The sequence below is a fragment of the Phenylobacterium soli genome, assembly GCF_003254475.1.
GTDB lineage: Bacteria > Pseudomonadota > Alphaproteobacteria > Caulobacterales > Caulobacteraceae > Phenylobacterium > Phenylobacterium soli.
In genome coordinates this window covers 2,666,794-2,682,815 of sequence record NZ_QFYQ01000001.1, presented here as the reverse complement: position 1 = coordinate 2,682,815, position 16,022 = coordinate 2,666,794, and the positions used below count along the sequence as shown (strand labels likewise).

General features: G+C 68.9%; 19 protein-coding genes. 11 read left to right on the top strand and 8 right to left on the bottom strand.

The annotated features are described in order from the left end of the window. Nucleotides 1-3: 3 nt before the first annotated feature. Both DJ017_RS13355 and lptF read right to left on the bottom strand, forming a co-directional pair. On the bottom strand, nt 4-1,104 hold the full coding sequence (locus DJ017_RS13355; protein WP_377284573.1) for an LptF/LptG family permease: 1,101 nt from the start codon (nt 1,102-1,104) through the stop codon (nt 4-6). Beyond that, nucleotides 1,104-2,240, bottom strand: a complete 1,137-nt coding sequence (lptF, locus tag DJ017_RS13350; protein WP_111529175.1) for an LPS export ABC transporter permease LptF — start codon at nt 2,238-2,240, stop codon at nt 1,104-1,106. The genes DJ017_RS13355 and lptF overlap by 1 nt, the downstream gene beginning before the upstream one ends. A gap of 149 nt (nt 2,241-2,389) precedes the next feature. Here lptF and DJ017_RS13345 point away from each other — a divergent pair, with 149 nt between their 5' ends. From DJ017_RS13345 to DJ017_RS13335, 3 genes are all read left to right on the top strand, one after another. After that, nucleotides 2,390-3,838 carry a leucyl aminopeptidase gene (locus tag DJ017_RS13345; protein ID WP_111529174.1) on the top strand — a complete coding sequence of 483 codons (1,449 nt, stop codon included), beginning with the start codon at nt 2,390-2,392 and terminating at the stop codon, nt 3,836-3,838. Nucleotides 3,839-4,178: 340 nt separating this feature from the next. Beyond that, nucleotides 4,179-4,541: a hypothetical protein gene (locus DJ017_RS20830; protein WP_227000136.1), complete on the top strand. Its 363-nt coding sequence runs from the start codon at nt 4,179-4,181 to the stop codon at nt 4,539-4,541. 51 nt (nt 4,542-4,592) lie between these two features. Further along, nucleotides 4,593-4,802: a hypothetical protein gene (locus tag DJ017_RS13335; protein WP_111529172.1), complete on the top strand. Its 210-nt coding sequence runs from the start codon at nt 4,593-4,595 to the stop codon at nt 4,800-4,802. 9 nt (nt 4,803-4,811) lie between these two features. On the opposite strand, the gene DJ017_RS13330 is transcribed toward DJ017_RS13335, so the two are convergent. Next, a complete protein-coding gene (locus tag DJ017_RS13330; RefSeq protein WP_165830622.1) occupies nt 4,812-5,795 on the bottom strand; it encodes a lysylphosphatidylglycerol synthase domain-containing protein in 984 nt (327 codons plus the stop codon). Between the two features lie 196 nt (nt 5,796-5,991). Here DJ017_RS13330 and DJ017_RS20405 point away from each other — a divergent pair, with 196 nt between their 5' ends. Then, a complete protein-coding gene (locus tag DJ017_RS20405; RefSeq protein WP_165830621.1) occupies nt 5,992-6,630 on the top strand; it encodes a BON domain-containing protein in 639 nt (212 codons plus the stop codon). A 10-nt stretch (nt 6,631-6,640) separates the two neighbouring features. On the opposite strand, the gene DJ017_RS13320 is transcribed toward DJ017_RS20405, so the two are convergent. Next, nucleotides 6,641-7,066: a hypothetical protein gene (locus DJ017_RS13320; protein WP_111529170.1), complete on the bottom strand. Its 426-nt coding sequence runs from the start codon at nt 7,064-7,066 to the stop codon at nt 6,641-6,643. Nucleotides 7,067-7,135: 69 nt separating this feature from the next. On the opposite strand from DJ017_RS13320, the gene DJ017_RS13315 reads away from it, so the two are divergent. Beyond that, on the top strand, nt 7,136-7,444 hold the full coding sequence (locus DJ017_RS13315) for a polyhydroxyalkanoic acid system family protein (RefSeq protein ID WP_111529169.1): 309 nt from the start codon (nt 7,136-7,138) through the stop codon (nt 7,442-7,444). 17 nt (nt 7,445-7,461) lie between these two features. After that, nucleotides 7,462-7,743, top strand: a complete 282-nt coding sequence (locus DJ017_RS13310; protein ID WP_227000135.1) for a hypothetical protein — start codon at nt 7,462-7,464, stop codon at nt 7,741-7,743. A 25-nt stretch (nt 7,744-7,768) separates the two neighbouring features. Here the strand turns inward: DJ017_RS13310 and DJ017_RS13305 are convergent, their stop codons facing one another. Both DJ017_RS13305 and DJ017_RS13300 read right to left on the bottom strand, forming a co-directional pair. Next, nucleotides 7,769-8,830, bottom strand: a complete 1,062-nt coding sequence (locus tag DJ017_RS13305; protein ID WP_111529168.1) for a YihY/virulence factor BrkB family protein — start codon at nt 8,828-8,830, stop codon at nt 7,769-7,771. 71 nt (nt 8,831-8,901) lie between these two features. Beyond that, nucleotides 8,902-10,776 (bottom strand): ABC-F family ATP-binding cassette domain-containing protein, encoded by a 1,875-nt coding sequence (locus tag DJ017_RS13300; protein ID WP_111529167.1) that lies wholly within the window; start codon nt 10,774-10,776, stop codon nt 8,902-8,904. A 273-nt stretch (nt 10,777-11,049) separates the two neighbouring features. Here DJ017_RS13300 and ndk point away from each other — a divergent pair, with 273 nt between their 5' ends. Together ndk and DJ017_RS13290 are read left to right on the top strand one after the other, a co-directional pair. Then, on the top strand, nt 11,050-11,469 hold the full coding sequence (gene ndk / locus DJ017_RS13295; RefSeq protein ID WP_111529166.1) for a nucleoside-diphosphate kinase: 420 nt from the start codon (nt 11,050-11,052) through the stop codon (nt 11,467-11,469). Nucleotides 11,470-11,568: 99 nt separating this feature from the next. After that, nucleotides 11,569-11,922: a DUF6481 family protein gene (locus DJ017_RS13290; RefSeq protein WP_111529165.1), complete on the top strand. Its 354-nt coding sequence runs from the start codon at nt 11,569-11,571 to the stop codon at nt 11,920-11,922. A gap of 2 nt (nt 11,923-11,924) precedes the next feature. Here DJ017_RS13290 and DJ017_RS13285 read toward each other — a convergent pair whose 3' ends face one another. Next, on the bottom strand, nt 11,925-12,137 hold the full coding sequence (locus DJ017_RS13285) for a DUF2188 domain-containing protein (protein WP_111529164.1): 213 nt from the start codon (nt 12,135-12,137) through the stop codon (nt 11,925-11,927). 341 nt (nt 12,138-12,478) lie between these two features. Here DJ017_RS13285 and DJ017_RS13280 point away from each other — a divergent pair, with 341 nt between their 5' ends. Together DJ017_RS13280 and DJ017_RS13275 are read left to right on the top strand one after the other, a co-directional pair. Continuing rightward, a complete protein-coding gene (locus DJ017_RS13280) occupies nt 12,479-13,168 on the top strand; it encodes an alternative oxidase (RefSeq protein WP_111529163.1) in 690 nt (229 codons plus the stop codon). Nucleotides 13,169-13,302: 134 nt separating this feature from the next. Further along, a complete protein-coding gene (locus DJ017_RS13275; protein WP_111529162.1) occupies nt 13,303-13,941 on the top strand; it encodes a DsbA family protein in 639 nt (212 codons plus the stop codon). A gap of 12 nt (nt 13,942-13,953) precedes the next feature. On the opposite strand, the gene DJ017_RS13270 is transcribed toward DJ017_RS13275, so the two are convergent. Beyond that, nucleotides 13,954-15,222, bottom strand: coding sequence for a glutamate carboxypeptidase (locus DJ017_RS13270; RefSeq protein ID WP_111529161.1), 1,269 nt, complete (start codon nt 15,220-15,222; stop codon nt 13,954-13,956). Between the two features lie 176 nt (nt 15,223-15,398). Between DJ017_RS13270 and DJ017_RS13265 the strand changes: the two genes are divergently transcribed. Then, nucleotides 15,399-16,016, top strand: coding sequence for an ATP-dependent Clp protease proteolytic subunit (locus DJ017_RS13265; RefSeq protein ID WP_111529160.1), 618 nt, complete (start codon nt 15,399-15,401; stop codon nt 16,014-16,016). Nucleotides 16,017-16,022: the final 6 nt, after the last annotated feature.

Sequence of the window (16,022 nt, the reverse complement as noted above, 5' to 3'; positions counted from 1 at the left end):
GATTCAACCGTCTTCGGTGAAGAAGAGCAGGCTCAGGCCCGACAGTAGCGCCACGACCGCAGGCGCCCAGGCGGCGGCGAACAGCGGAATGATGCCCGCCTTGGCCAGGGCGCCGGCGAACTGGTTGAAGAAGAACAGGACGAAGCCCAGGGCGACGCCGGCCCCCGCGAGCCCAGCCAGCCCCCCCAGACGCGCCAGGCGAAGCGAGAAAGCGGCCGCCAGGATCGACATGGCCGCGTAGAGCAGGGGCGTCGCCAGAAGCTGGAAAAGACGAAGACGATAACCGGCCGCCGAGAAGCCGGCCTGCTCGGTCAGGCGGATCGCGTCAGGCAGGCGCCAGAAGGAGATGGCTTCGGGCGAACTGAACCGCTCCATCGCCGACTCGGCGTCGAGGGTGGAGCGGATCGAAAGGGTGTCGGAGTGCACCGAGCTCTCGCCCGCGGTCGCCTCGCGCACGTCCTTCAGCTGCCAGAACCCCGGCATCAGCCGCGCCTCGGACGCCTCGATCCGCTGCCGGAAGATCGGCGCCCCGGTCGGGCTTTTGGTGTAAATGAACAGCGAAACCCCGCGCAGCCGCACATAGCCCTGCACCGTGTCGCGGGTCTTGGCGTGGATGACGATCTGGGTCCGCTCGTCGCCTTGCCTCAGCCAGATGTCCTGCGGGATGTCGCCAAGGTAGTTCTGCATCAGCTGGCCGCGCTCGGCCTCGAACCGCCCATTGAGCGCCGCCGCGAGCGGGTTCAGCGCGACGATGGCCAGAACGCCGATGGCGAAGGCCGCGCCGGCCGACGGCAGGATGAAGCGCCAGGCCGAAACGCCGGCCGCGCGCATGGCGACCAGCTCGCTCCGCCGGTTCAGGCCGACGAAGGCGCCGATGCCGCCGAACAGAAAGACGAACGGCAGCAGGATCTGGATCAGAGAGGGAGACCGCAGGAGGGTCAGCCAGAAGACCTGCCCGACGCCCACGTCCACCCGCACGCCGACGGTGCGCGACAGGTCCACGAACTCGACGAGCAGGATCACCGCCGAGATCACGGCGAGCGCCGCGCCGACGCTGCCGAGCACGCGGCCCATCACATAGCGTTCGATCCGCCCGACCCTCATCACGCCCCCGCAGCGACGGTGCGCACGGATCGGCGGCGCTGGGAGATGAAGCGGCCGGCGCGCTGGCGGAAGATGCTGCGCAGGGCGAAGGCCGTGGCGATCAGCGGCACGCCGTACTGCATCACGTTGAGCCAGGCGTTGTCCTCGCAGGCAGCCTGGACCACGAAGCCGAGGATGCGGGTGAGGGCGGCGAGCCCGGCCATGACCGCGATTCGGCGGCCGTAGCCCAGCCGCGAGAAGCCGCCGCCGATGATCGCCGACAGCGCCATGGCCATGAAGGCGATGTTGTAGAGCGGAGTGGCGATCCGAGAATGGCCCTCCGCGAGGAGGCTCAGTCGATTGCGCTGTTCCCAGGCCTGCTTGAGGTCGGGGAAGAACAGCTCGTGCGGATAGCGGTCGGACGGCTTGTAGTGGACCAGCTCGTCGGACCTGGAAAGCGGCATCAGATCAAAGGCGTATTCGTCGAACGTCAGGTAATTCAGCACGCCCTTGGACGAGAACTCCTGGGTCGAGCCGGCGCGCAGGATCAGCACCGGCCGGCCCAGCCGCTTCGCGATATGGCCGCGGTCGGCCATGTAGGTCGTCGATGAGCCGTCCGACTTGGTCTGATGGATGAACAGGTTCCGGAACTCGCCGTGCGAGTCGACCGACTGGGCGTAGACGGTGAGCCCCGGCGCCGGTTCGGTGAACTCGCCTTCGCGGACCAGGGTGGAGGCCAGGTCCGTCCGCACCTTGAACAGCTCCTCGCGCATGGCCCGCGAGGCGGCCGGCTGCAACCAGAGGTTCGACACCAGGACGATGAAGGCGATGGTCGAGGCGAGGCGGATCGCCGGCGAGATCACCCGCCAGCGACTCATCCCGCCGGCGAAGCAGACGACGATCTCCTGCTCGGTCTGCAGCCGGTTAAGCGCCACCAGCGCCGCCACGAAGATGGCGATCGGCAGGACCATGTTGATCAGCTGCGGCATGGCCAGCAGCGTGACTTCCAGGAAGACGAGCGCGCTCTGGCGCTGGTTGACCATCAGGTCGAGCGCCGAAAGGCTCTGGCTGAGCAGGGCCACGCCGGTGAGGGCCGCCGTCGCCAGGAGCGTCGGGCCTAACAATTGCCGCAGCAGATATCGGTCGATCAGGCGCATGCGCAGACAAATACGGCTCACCCGGAGGATTTGGCGCGCCCCGGCCGCGAAGCTGTTCTAAATCATGCGTCGCCGGCCTACACAACCGGCCCATGTCGGGCTTTTTGCTGGCCCGCCGCTCCTGCACCTGGACCTTGAAGAGAGTACCGATGGAGATCGAGTTCGTTGCGGCGACCGCCGCTGCGCCCCCGAAGACCGCTGTGGCGCGCATTGTGTTCGAGGGCGCGGGCCTCGAAGGTCAGCTCGCCAAGGCCGCCACGGGCAGCCGGTTCACCGGCGCCAAGGGTCAGACGCTCGACATCCTGGCGCCCGAAGGCGACGCCGCCCGCCTGGTGCTAGTGGGCGCCGGCAAGGCCGAGGCTTTCGATGCGCTCGGGGCCGAGCACGCCGCCGCCACGGCCTATAATGCCGTGAAGTCTTCGGGGCTCGAGACGCTGCGCGTCGAGCTGCCGACCGCCAGCGCCGAGCTGGCCGCCCGGGCCGCCCTGGGCGTGCGCCTCGCCAGCTACCGTTTCGACAAGTACCGGACCAAGGAGCCGGCGGAGAAGAAGCCGTCGATCGCGACGACCCAGGTGGTGGCCGGCGATCCGGACGCCGCGCTCGCCGCCTTCCCGCCGCTGGCCGCCCTGGCGGATGCGGTCAGCTTCAGCCGCGATCTCGTCTCCGAGCCGGCCAATATTCTCTATCCGGTCGAGTTCGCGCGACGGGTGAAGGAGCTCGAGAGCCTCGGCCTCGAGATCGAGATCCTGGGCGAAGACGCCATGAAGGCCCTGGGCATGGGCTCGCTGCTGGGAGTCGGCCAAGGGAGCGTGCGCGAGAGCCAGCTGGTGGTCATCCGCTGGAACGGCGCCGAGGACAAGAACGCCCAGCCGGTCGCCTTCATCGGCAAGGGTGTCTGCTTCGACACCGGCGGAATCTCCATCAAGCCGGCCGACGGCATGGAGGACATGAAGTGGGACATGGGCGGGGCGGGCGCCGTCGCCGGCCTCATGCACGTCCTTGCCGGCCGTCAGGCCAAGGTGAACGCGGTCGGGATCCTCGGGCTCGTCGAGAACATGCCCGACGGCAACGCCCAGCGTCCGGGCGACGTGGTCACCTCCATGTCCGGTCAGACGATCGAGGTGATCAACACCGACGCCGAGGGCCGCCTCGTGCTGGCCGACGCCATCTGGTACTGCCAGGACCGTTTCAAGCCGAAGTTCATGGTCGATCTGGCCACCCTGACGGGCGCGATCATCATCTCGCTGGGCAACGACTATGCCGGCCTGTTCTCGAACAACGACGAGCTGGCGGGCAATCTGCTCGCCGCTTCGACAGCCGAGGGCGAGCCGCTGTGGCGCATGCCGCTGCCCGACCAGTACAACAAGCAGATCGACTCCCAGATCGCGGACATGAAGAACACGGGCGGGCGCCCCGGCGGCTCGATCACCGCGGCCCTGTTCATCCAGAAATTCGTCAACGGCCTGCCCTGGGCGCACCTGGATATCGCCTCCACGGCCTGGAAGAAGGGCTCCACCGTGCCGACCCTCCCCGAGGGTGCGACCGGCTATGGCGTGCGGCTTCTGAACCGCATGGTAGCCGACAAGTACGAGGGCTGAGGTCCTGGCGCGCTTCGTCCTGCTGCACAGCCCGCTGCTCGGGCCGCTGAGCTGGCGAGGCGTCGCCGAGCTGCTCGGCGCCGCCGGACATGAGACCGCCACGCCCGAGCTGCCGCGTCTCGTCGATCTCGACGGCGACTACTACGCCACGCTGGCCGACGCCGCCGCCAAGGGCGCGGCTGGAGTCGCGGAAGATGCGATCCTGGTCGCGCACAGCGGGGCGGGGGCGCTGGTTCCCGCTGTTTCGGAACGCCTCGGCGACAACGTCGCCGGGGCGATCTTCGTCGATGCGATCCTGCCGCATCCGGGCCGAAGCTGGTTCGACACGGCGCCGGCCGAGATGCGCCAGAACCTGAGGGCCGGGGCGCAGGCCGGCCTGCTGCCCGCCTGGCACGACTGGTGGCCGCCGGGCGCGCTGGAGCGGCTGCTCCCGGACGACGCGCTGCGCGCGGCGCTCGTCGACGAACTCGGTCCGATCCCGACGGCCTACTTCGAAGAGCCCGCGCCCGACGACGCGCTGGCCATCCCCGCCGCCTACCTCAAGCTGAGCGATTCCTATGAGGACGAGGCGCGCCTGGCGAACCGCCAGGGCTGGCCGCTCGTCCGCCTGCCGCTGTCGCACCTCGCGCCGATCAGCCATCCGGACGCGGTGGCTCTCGCCCTGCAGGGTCTGGCCGAAAGACTCGCAACCCAGGGTTCGTAGCCGGCGTTTGTGTGTTCTGCTTTTGTTCGAGCGCACCCGTTGCGAGTTTCCATGGTTCGGCAGACCTATTCCGGGATCGGCGATCCCGTCCGCGTGTTCGAAGACCTGCAGCCTTACGCCCGACGACTGAGGGAGCTGCAGGCGCGCTGCAAGCCGTTCGGACGCGACTACTACGCCCTGGCGATCGCCATCGAGGGGCTGGAAAGCGCGGCCTACCACTTCACTCGGCGGCCCCACTTTTACGGCGAGGCCCGGACCTGACCCGCCGGCTCACCGCTTGCGGAGGCGCTCCAGGAGCGTGTCGCCGAACAGGGCGGCCGAGGCGATGATGAGGGGCAGCAGGTAATAGGCGAGGCGATAGCCGAGGAAGGCGGCGGCCAGCGGCGCCGCCTCGGCCTTGGGCAGGAGGGTCGAGATCGCGCTCTCGAACACCCCCGCCCCGCCCGGGACGCTGGAGATCAGACCCGCCACGCAGGCCACCGCATAGGCGCCGACGAAGCTCGCATAGCTTGTCGTCCCGTGCGGCAGGAGCACCCAGACGATGCCGGCGGCGATGCCATTGTCGGCGACGCCGATGATCAGTTGCAGCACCGCGTCCCGACCCGCGGGCAGGGTCAGGCTGCGGCCAAAGGCGCTGAGCGGCCGGCGACGGACCATGCACAGCAGAACCCAGCCGAGGGAGCCCGCGAGCAGGACCGCGCCGGCGCTGCGGGCGAGCGACACGGGAATGGCGGTCGCGGCGAGCTCCGCCTGGCTCGCCAGCAGCAGTCCGCCCCCGCCCAGGGCGCCCAGGCCCACGGCGAAGGACATGCCGTTGAACAGCGTCGTCACGGCAACCTGGGTCAGGGTCACCCCGTAGCGGTCATAGAGTCGCGCCCGGACCGCGCCGGCGACGAGCAGGTTGGCGCCGATGGCATGGCCGATGGCGCCGGCCAGGAACGATCCGGCCACCGCCACGCCCCAGGGCAACTTCGCGCCGGCCCAGCGCAGACCCAGCCACTCGACCACGCCCATCAGGAGGAAGCTGAGCACCGCCAGGACGAGGGCGGCGATGATCGCCAGGTGGCCCCAGCCGTCCATGGCCTTGCCGACGGCGTCCCAGCTCAGTCCCTTGAACTCACGTCGCAGGACGAAGACCGCCGCGACGAGAAGAACCAGGGGCACGATCCGCAGCGCGAGCTTGGTGACGCGGGCAAGCGGCTTCGCCTGCGGCGTCGGCAGGGCCTCGGCCAGTTCGACCTCGACGGGTTCCACGGGCTTGCCTTCGACGGGCTTGCCCTCGACTGGCTTGTCTGGCGGGGGATTGGTTATCGGCACCACGACCTCGAGTTTCCGGCGAGTCGCAGATGTCGGTCATCCGCGTCAAGCCGACGCTTCGGCGCGGCGTGGGAACCGAAGCGCACGGCGCCGGTTGTCCGCGCAAAACGGCAATGGCTCAGGGAGACGTCTCATGCCTCGGTTTGACTGGCGCGGCCGCGACGAGGATCGGCGGGAATGGCGCGAGGATCCGCGTGACCGCGAGGACTTCGGCCAGGTCGACTACTCCACCGACTATGGCTACGACCCGGACAGCCGCACCGGCTATCGCATGGAGGAGCGGCTGCGGACGCGTGACGACGACTACGGCCAGGCCGACTATTCCGGCGACTGGCGATACGACGCCGAGCGTGGCCGTCCCTATCGGCGCTCCGAGGAGGAGCGCTATGCCGACGAGCGTTATCGCGACGAGCGCTATCGGGACGAGCGCCATGACCGCGATCGCCATGACCGCGAGGGGGAGCCGCGGTCGTGGCTGGACCGGGCCGGGGCGGCGCTGACCGGGCGCGACGATGATCGCCAGGTGCGCCGCCGGCGCGGCCCCTCGGACCGCGTGCTCTGGGCCGTGATCGTCGAGCGGCTGGAGGACGCCCGCGGCATCGACCTTCGCGACGTCGAGGTGGTCGTCGAGGACGCGGAGGTGACGCTGAACGGCCACGTGCGCCGCAAGGAGGACAAGCGGCGTATCGAGGACATCGCCGACATCGACGGCGTCCGCCATGTGCAGAACAACCTGAGGGTCCGCGACCGCGGCCGCTGGACCTTCCTCTAGCCTTCGTCCTCTAGGCCTCGGAAGCCGGCCGGGGCGGGAAGCGCCGCCGGAAACGATCCACGACCACGGGTGCGAAGGCGGCCGCGAGCCCGCCCATGTCCGCCACCCAGTTGTCAACCAGCGGCCCGAGCGGCGCGCGGGCGAAGAGGTGCGTCGACTCGAGCAGCACGGCGAAGAGGACATAGCCCGTGCCGATGCGCCGAAGCTGGGTGCGCGGCATGGCGGCCAGGCCGAACAGCGCCGCCACGTAGAAGGCCGCGAAGTGCTCCAGGTAATGGGAGCGGACGAACTGCGGCACCATCCAGCGCGGCAGGAACACCGCCACGACGATCGCCACGATGGCGCCGAGGAAGGCCAGGCGGGCGAGGACCGCCAGTGGCCCGGTGTCGGGATAGCGGCCTTCTCCGAAGAGGGTGCGGTCTTCGCCGTTGTCCATCGACCGCGGACGGTAAGGGGCTTCGCCGTGTTGCGGAACCCCTCCCGCGGGGCCGGCCGTTAGGTAGGCATGAGCAAGGCCGTCACCGTCACCATTCCCCACGAGCTCGGACGGGCCGAGGCCCGCCGGCGGGTGGAAGCCGGCTTCGGCGATCTGTCCAAGCACCTGGGCGGCCTCGGGTCGGTGACCAAGAGCTGGGACGGCGATCGGCTGAACTTCGGCTTCGCCACCATGGGACAGGCGATCTCCGGGGTCATCGAGATCGCGGACCATTCCGTGCGGCTGGAGGTCATCCTGCCCAACCTCCTCGCCATGATGGCGGGCAAGCTGAAGGGCCGCCTGCAGAAGGAAGGCCAGCTGCTGCTCGATAAGAAATAGTTCAACAGGAGCAACCCATGCCCAACAAGCAGACTGAAGAAGAGGCCAAGCGCGCCTTCAGCCATGGCTCTAGCGGCTCGACCGCCGACATGGCGGTCGAGGGACAGGTGAAGCCGGAGGACCGTCACATCGAGGTCCCGCACGCCCGGCCCGCCCAACCGCTGGAGAACGACCAGAAGCACGACCAGCTGGCTGATAAGGAGGCCACCGCCGAGGACCGCCAGGAAGCGCTGCTCGACGAAGCGATCGAAGAGACCTTCCCCGGCTCCGACCCGATCAGCCCCAAGCACATCACCTGAGGCTTGGCCCTGTCAGGCGCCCTGGTCAGGCCTTTTGGGCCGCGCCCAGGGTGTCGGCCATCTTGGCGCGTCGCAGGCCCATGGGCTTGGGCGCGCCGACCGTGGTGTCCACCGTCGTCTGGTGCTCGACCTCGGAGTTGAGTTCGGCGCCCGCCAGGATGATCAGGTTGGACAGCCAGTTCCACATCATGAAGCCGACGACCGCGCCGAGGGACCCGTAGGTCTTGTCGTAGTGCGCGAAGTTGCCGACGTAGAGCGAGAACAGGGCCGACACTCCCAGCCAGGCGATCACGGCCACACCGCTGCCCCAGGAGATCCACTGGAAGCGCACCGGGTCCCGACTGGGGCCGAAACGATAGAGCAGGGCGATGCCCGCCGCCATCGCCACCAGCAGCACGGGCCAGCTGATCAGGTTGAGCACCAGGGCGGCGTGATGGCCGACGTAGCTCTCCACGGCCGGCCCGGCGCCGAGCACGGTGATGGCGGCCGTGCCGAACACCAGAAGACCCAGGGTGAAGGCCAGCGAGATCAGGGTCTTGCGGACAAAACTTCGGCCTTCTTCCTCTTCATAGGCGATGTTGAGCCCGGTCATCAGCGCCTTGACCGCGCCATTGGCGCTCCAGATCGAGGTCAGGAGGCCGACGACGAAGGTCAGGGAAAGCCCGCCCTTTTGGGCCGCGGCCATGCGGATCATCTGGTCGCCGATGAACTTGAGCGCCCCGCCGGGCAGGATGTGTGACAGGACCTGCAGGTGGTGCTGGGCCTCGGCGACGTCGGCGAACAGGCCGTAGAGGGCGACGAAGGCGGCGAGGCCCGGGAACAGCGCCAGCAGGGTGTAGAAGCTCACGCCGGCTGCGATCATCGGCACCTGATCGTCGGCGAACTCCTTGCGCGTGCGGATCAGGATGTCTTTCCAGCCCTTCAGCGGGATCTGCAGCGGCGAGGACGCCCGGCGGCCCCGGCCGGCCCCGCCCGACCTCGCCTTGCCGCGTCCTGGCTCCGGCCCCCGCAGCGCGAGCACGCCGGCTCCGGCGAGCATGGCGATCGGAGCGGCCTGCCACACCAGCTTGGACACGGAGCGGGGCATGTCGATTCCTTTGGCGGTGGAAACGGGCGGGCAATGCCCGAGCGCGGCGCCCGGTTCCTGAAGAAAGTCCGCTACTTCACCGCGTCGTAGGCCTCCTGGGCTTCCAGCCATTCGAGCTCTGCGGCCTCGAGCGCGGCATGAGCCGCCGCCCGCTTGCGCCCGAGCTCTGCGGCCTTGGCCGGATCGCCCGAGAAGGTCGCCGGCGAAAGGAGCTCGGCGTCGATCGCCTCCAGCGCCTGGGTGGCGCGGGCGAGCGCCGCCTCGGCGGCCTCGGCCCGACGGCGGAGGTTGCCGGTCGGCGCCTTGCGGGACGGCGTCGGCGGGGGAGGCGGGGCCGGCGCCTCCGGCTCTGCCGTGAGCTGGGTCGGAGCGCGGATCGCGGCGCGGGCCCGCTCGAGGACGTAGCGGGCGTAATCCTCCATGTCGCCGTCGAACGGCGCGATGGTCGCGTCGGCCGCCAACCACAGCCGGTCGGCCACCAGCTCCATCAGCGAGCGGTCGTGGGTGATGAGGATCACGGCCCCCTCGTAGTCGTTCAGCGCGTCGAGCAGGGCCCGGCGGCTGTCGATGTCGAGGTGGTTGGTCGGCTCGTCGAGGATCAGGAGGTGCGGCGCCTCCATGGCCACGAGATTGAGGAGCAGACGCGCGCGCTCGCCGCCCGAGAGGTTGGAGACGGTCGTCGACTGCTTCTCGAACCCGAGGCCGAACTGGGCGAGCTTCGAGCGGCGCTGAGGTTCGGTGGCCTCGGGCAGGGCGCGCCGGATGATCTCCATCGGCGTGTCCGTCGGGTCCATCGCCTCGATCTGGTGTTGGTGGAACCAGCCCACCCGCATTTTTCCGGAGCGGTGCATCTGGCCGCTTTCGAGCTGCAGGGCGCCGGCGACGAGCTTGGCGAAGGTCGACTTGCCCGCGCCGTTGACGCCGAGCAGGCCGATGCGGTCGTCGATGTCCAGGCGCAGGTCGAGCTTCTTCAGGATCGGCGGCCCCCCGTAGCCGACGGCTGCGTTCTCGAGCCGCAGCAGGGGCGGCGGCAGGGGCCGTTCCGGCGAGGGCAGGGTGAACGGAGCGACGCCTTCCTCGATGACCGCGGCGACCGCCGGCAGCTTGGCGATCGCCTTGAGCCGCGACTGGGCCTGGCGGGCCTTGGTGGCCTTGGCCCGGAAGCGGTCGACGAACGACTGCATGTGGGCGCGCTTGGCCTCGATCTTCACGCGCGCCGCTTCCTGCAGGCGCAGCTTCTCGCTGAGCTGATGCTCGAAGCTGTCGTAGCCGCCGGGATAGAGGTCGAGCCTGCCGTCGCGCAGGTGCAGGATGTGGTCGACGGAGTTGTTCAGCAGCTCGCGGTCGTGGCTGATGACGATGGCGGTGTGCGGATATTTCCGTAGGCGCGCCTCCAGCCAGAGCGCGCCCTCGAGGTCGAGGTAGTTGGTCGGCTCGTCGAGCAGGAGCAGGTCCGGCTCGGCGAACAGCGAGGCGGCGAGGGCCACACGCATCCGCCAGCCGCCGGAAAATTCGGCCATGGGACGCAGGAGATCGGCCTGCGAGAAGCCGAGGCCCGCGAGGATCTCGGCGGCGCGGGCGGGGGCCCGGTCGGCGTCGATGTCGATCAGGCGGGCGTAGATCTCGCCCATCCGCTCGGGCGCGGCGGTCTCCAGCTCGGTGAGCAGGCTGGCCCGCTCGACGTCGGCGGCGAGCACCGTCTCCAGCAGCGGCACGGGCGTCGCCGGATGCTCCTGGTCCACCGAGCCGATGCGGGCCAGGCGCGGCACGCCGATGTCGCCGTCGCCCTGGGTCAGCTGGCCGAGGATCAGCTTGAACAGGGTGGACTTGCCGACGCCGTTGCGCCCGACAAGCCCCACCTTGGCGTCCTTGGGCAGGGTGACGGTGGCGTGGTCGAAGAAGCGACGCCCCCAGGCGTCGAAGACGAGGTCGTGGATCTGAAGCATCTGAACGGGAGACAGGGATCGGGCGGGCGCGCGCACTCGCGCGCTCACGCAGGAAATGCGGGAAGGGCGGATGGGCCAGGAATGTGTGAAGCCGCGCCGCCGGCCTGACCCGAGGCGGTCCATAGCAGAAGTCGCGCAGCCGTCACAGGGATGTGGATAATGGCCGTGTCGTCGGGGCGCCTTGGCGAGCGGAGGCCTTGCGGTTATAGAGCCCGCCACCTCGCGGGCCGACGCCCGCGCTGCTCCTCCCATCCTTGGAAGTCCAATTAGACCATGACCGAACGCACCTTCTCGATCATCAAGCCCGACGCCACGAAGCGGAACCTGACGGGCAAGATCAATGCGGTGATCGAGGACGCCGGCCTGCGCATCGTCGCCCAGAAGCGCATCCGCATGTCCGACGCCCAGGCCAAGAAGTTCTACGAAGTCCACAGCGAGCGCCCGTTCTACGGCGAGCTCGTGGAGTTCATGACCTCGGGCCCCGTGGTCGTGCAGGTGCTGGAAGGCGACAACGCCGTGGCGCGCTACCGTGAAGTGATGGGCGCCACTAACCCCGAGCAGGCCGCCCCGGGCACCATCCGCAAGCTTTACGCAAACAACGTCGGCGAGAACTCGGTGCACGGCTCCGACAGCCTCGACAACGCCAAGCTCGAGATCGCCCAGTTCTTCACCGACGCCGAGATCGTCGGCTAACCGAACACGCGCGGCGGGCCGTTCTTTGCGGTCCGCCGGCAACCCGACCTGCGCCCGGGGGGTTTTGGCGCGGAACCTTGAGACCAACCCACATTGAGCATGCGTGAGCCCAAGATCGGGGGCTTCTCCGAACGCCTGAATAGCCAGGCCGAAGCGCGGAAAGCCCTGCTAGAGAAGTTCAAGCCGAAGCCCACCGTCCGGCCGGCCGAGTTCGAGACCAGCGCCCAGAAGAAGGCCCGGGAACTCGAGGAAATCCGCGCCAGGCGGGCCGCCGAGAAGGAAGAGGCGCGCATCCGCGCCGAGCAGGCCGAGGCCGAGCGCCAGGAGGCGATGGCCAATGACGAGCAGCTGCAACTGGAGCTGAAGCGTCAGGAACGCAAGGATCGCAAGGCGGCCGCCAAGGCCGAAGCGCGCGCCCGCCGCGAGGCCAAGTCCGCGTCCCGTCGCGGCTGAGCCTACTCCTCTGTCCCGCCGCTCAGCCGGCGGGACATGTCGCCATAATAGCCCTGGATCAGGAGCTCGACGGTCACGCCGCGCTCTTCGTCCTCGAACGCCAGGTCCTTGGCCATCTGGATGGCGGCCGAGCGTGTGAGCCCGCGCTCGATGGCCTCGCCGTCCTTGAAGACGGTCCAGTCGCCGTCCTTGAGCGTCACCGCGTATTGGACCATTCGCTCCATCCTTCGCGATAAGCTTCAGCGTACGACCCCGCCGAAGGTTCCCGCAGGTGAAACCGTGCCTGTGGACGACTCGACTGGCCGCGTTGCTGTGGCGCGACTTGGCGCGCGCGAATCACCACTCACCGCTGGGGCGGCGAGAGCCAGCCGGTCCCTCAAATGACATGCACCCCCAGAGCGCCGGTCGACCTCGACTTGGGATGCAAGCTGGACATGAGGGGTTTCACGTAAGGGTTGATCCCGAATACCGGCACGGACCTCGCCGGAATATCTCCTCGTCATCGGTCGCGCAGGGGCGCGGCCGGCCCCCACCGGCGAGTAAGAGAGAGTTTGAAATGACCGCTCCGGCTGTCGACCTGACCGTGCACCACCGGCCCAAGGGCCTGTCCGACCGCGTCGCCTATGGCTTCGTGAAGGCCCTGCGCTTCTGCGCCGACACCTTCTTCGCAAAGCGCTATGGCCACCGCGCCGTCGTGCTCGAGACCGTAGCGGCCGTGCCCGGCATGGTGGGCGCGACCCTGAACCACCTGAAGTGCCTGCGCCGGATGGAAGACGACCGGGGCTGGATCAAGACGCTCATGGACGAGGCCGAGAACGAGCGCATGCACCTGATGACCTTCATCGAGGTGTGCAAGCCGACCCTGTTCGAGCGCTTCGTCGTGGTGGCCGTGCAATGGGTCTTCTACCTGTTCTTCTTCGGCCTCTACCTGGTCTCGTCGAAGACCGCGCACCGGGTCGTCGGCTACTTCGAGGAAGAGGCGGTGATCAGCTACACCCACTACCTCGCCGAGATCGACGAGGGCCGTTCGGCCAACGTGCCGGCCCCTGAGATCGCCAAGCGCTACTGGGCCCTCTCGGCCGACGCCACGCTGCGCGACGTGGTGCTGGTGGTGCGCGCCGACGAGGCCCACCATCGGGACGTGAACCACGGCTTCGCCAACGAGATCGCCGGCCTGCCGGTGACCGAGACCGCGCCGTGCCCGCCGCATGAGGTGCTGCAGCCGAACTGGAAGGCCGCCGCCTGAGCGATCTCAGGACTTGAGACGAACGGAGCCACCGCGCCGGGGGGTCGAACCCGGGCGCGGCGGCCCTGTTTTTGTCGGGGTTTTGCGTGACGGATGGGCGGATCGGGGCGATGCTTCGCGCCAGGAGGCCCATCATGGAAGAGCCGCACCTCATCTACTTCGCCGACCCGATGTGCTCCTGGTGCTACGGGTTCTCGCCAGCCATCGAGGAGATCCGCAAGGCGTTCGGCCGCGGCTTGCCGGTGCGAGTGATCATGGGCGGCCTTCGTCCTGGCACCGAGCAGGAGATGACCGAGGCGGCCAAGCGCGAGGTCGCCGGCCATTGGACGCACGTCCACGAGGCGACGGGGCTGCCGTTCCACGAACATGCCCTCGATCACGAGGGCTTTCGTTATGACACCGATCCCGCCGCGCGGGCCGTGGTTGTGGTCCGCCGCCAGGGCGAAGAGCTTGCGGCGAGCTATCTCGGCCGCGTCCAGCGGGCGTTCTACGCCGAGGGCCGCGATGTCACGAACGGCGAGGTGCTGGCCGACCTGGCCGCCGAGTTCGGGCTCGACCGCGAGGCGTTCCTCGCCGACTGGTCGAGCGAGGAGGCCAAGCAGGAGACCTGGCGCGACTACGCCATCTCCCAGCGCGCCGGAGCGACGGGATTCCCAACCCTCGTGGCCGGGCCCAACGAGGAGGGCGTCTATGGCGTGGTCACGCGCGGCTATGCGCCGCCGGATCAGGTGGTGGCGGTGCTCAAGGACTGGATTGCGCGCATCGCCGCGTGAGGCGTCGCGATCCTACTTCATGCGCGGCGGCGGCGTGTGGCCGAGGTCCATGAGGAGCTTGGTCAGCAGATAGAGCCGCGGGGTGAGCGTCTTCAGCTCGAGGTATTCCTTGTCGGAATGGAAGCCGCCGCCGACCGGCCCGAGGCCGTCGAGCGCCGCGACGCCGGCGTCGGCGGCGAGGGCGGATTCGGAGGCGCCGCCGTTGCCGCCGCGCGCAAGCTGCAGGCCGAGACCCGCGTAGATCGCCTCGGCCCGGGCGGCCAGCGCCTCTGTGGCGGGATTGTTGGGCAGGGGCGGGAAGGCCGGTTCGCGGCTGACCGTGACCTTGGTGTCGGGGATCGCCGTGGTCTGAGCGTTCTTCTCCAGGACCGACTGGACCTCCTCGACCTGGCCCGGCGTGCGCGTGCGGACGTTGATCAGGGCCTGGGCGTCTTCCGGAATGATGTTGTTGCGCGTGCCGGCCGTGATGACGGTCAGGTTGGCCGTGAGCCCCTCGCCCGACTTCGGGAAGACGTCGTCGGCCCGGATCTGGTGGATCAGCTCGAGCGCGGCGTTGCGGCCGTCCTGCGGCGCGACGCCGGCGTGGGCGGCGCGGCCCTTCACGTCAATGTGGAAGGTCGTCGAGCCTTTGCGCCAGACCGTGACGGCGTCCGGCGGATCGCCGGGCTCCAGGTTGAGCTCGACGTCGGCGTCCTTCAGCAGGCGATCGATGAGCCTGCGCGTACCCGGCGAGCCGCGCTCCTCGGAGCTCTCGATCAGGAAGACGATCTCCTTGAAGTCCTTGAAGCCGAGGGATTTGAGGATCTCCAGGGCGGTAACGCCCTCGACCACGCCGCCCTTCTCGTCGTCGACTCCGGGGCCATAGGCGCGCTCGGCGTCCATGCGGAAGGCCCGCTTGGCCACCGTGCCCGGCCCGAAGACGGTGTCGAGGTGGCCGATCATCAGGATGCGGCCCTTGCCGGTCCCGGAGAGGCGGGCGACGACGTTGTCGGCCAGGCCGGCCTCTTCGGGCGGCAGGATCTCGACGCTCATGCCGAGCGCCTTGAGGCGCGGGATCAGCACCGCGGCCACCTTGTTTCCGCCGGCGGCGTCACCGGTGCCGGAATCGATGTTGACAACGCTTTCGAGGAGCTTCAGCTGGCCCTCGCGGGCGGCTTGGGCGGCGGCCCACACCTTCGCGTCCCTCGGCTTGGCGGCAGCGGCCTTGGCTGGGGCGGCCTCGGCCGCGCCGGTCACGAGCAGGGCCGCCACACCGGCGACGGCGAAGGTCAGATTGCGCATGGAACTCTCCGGTCCGAACAGGCCTTCACCATGGCTGTCCGCGCGCCAGGATCAAGGCGCCGTGTCGCGTTCCGCTTCGGCCGCCTTGCGCAGCCGTCAAAGGCACGCGATATCCATAGGGACAGTGCGGACGCGACATGCGGGCCGCCCGCGATATCTAGAAGGGTTTTCCCGACATGCGTGATCCGGTGACGACTGCTCTGGGCCTGGTGCCGATGGTGGTGGAGCAGACCAGCCGTGGCGAGCGCGCCTACGACATCTTCTCCCGTCTCCTGAAGGACCGGATCGTCTTCGTGGCGGGGCCGATCGAGGATGGCATGGCCAGCCTGATCTGCGCCCAGCTTCTCCATCTCGAGGCGGAGAACCCGAAGAAAGAGATCCAGATGTACATCAACTCGCCCGGCGGCATCGTGACCAGCGGCCTCGCGATCTACGACACCATGCAGTACATCAAGAGCCCGGTGATCACCCTGTGCATGGGCATGGCGGCCTCGATGGGCTCGTTCCTGCTGATGGCCGGCGAGAAGGGCCAGCGCATCGCGCTGCCGAGCGCGCGCATCATGGTGCACCAGCCGTCCGGCGGCTTCTCCGGCAAGGCGACGGACATCCAGCGCCACGCTGAGGACATCATCAAGACCAAGCGCCGGCTGAACGAGCTCTACGCCAAGCACACCGGCCAGCCGATCGAGGTGGTCGAGGAGACCCTCGACCGCGACTACTTCATGACCGCCGAGGAGGCCAAGGACTGGGGCCTCGTCGACCACGTCTGGGAGCATCGCGAAAGCGAAGGCTGAGGACGC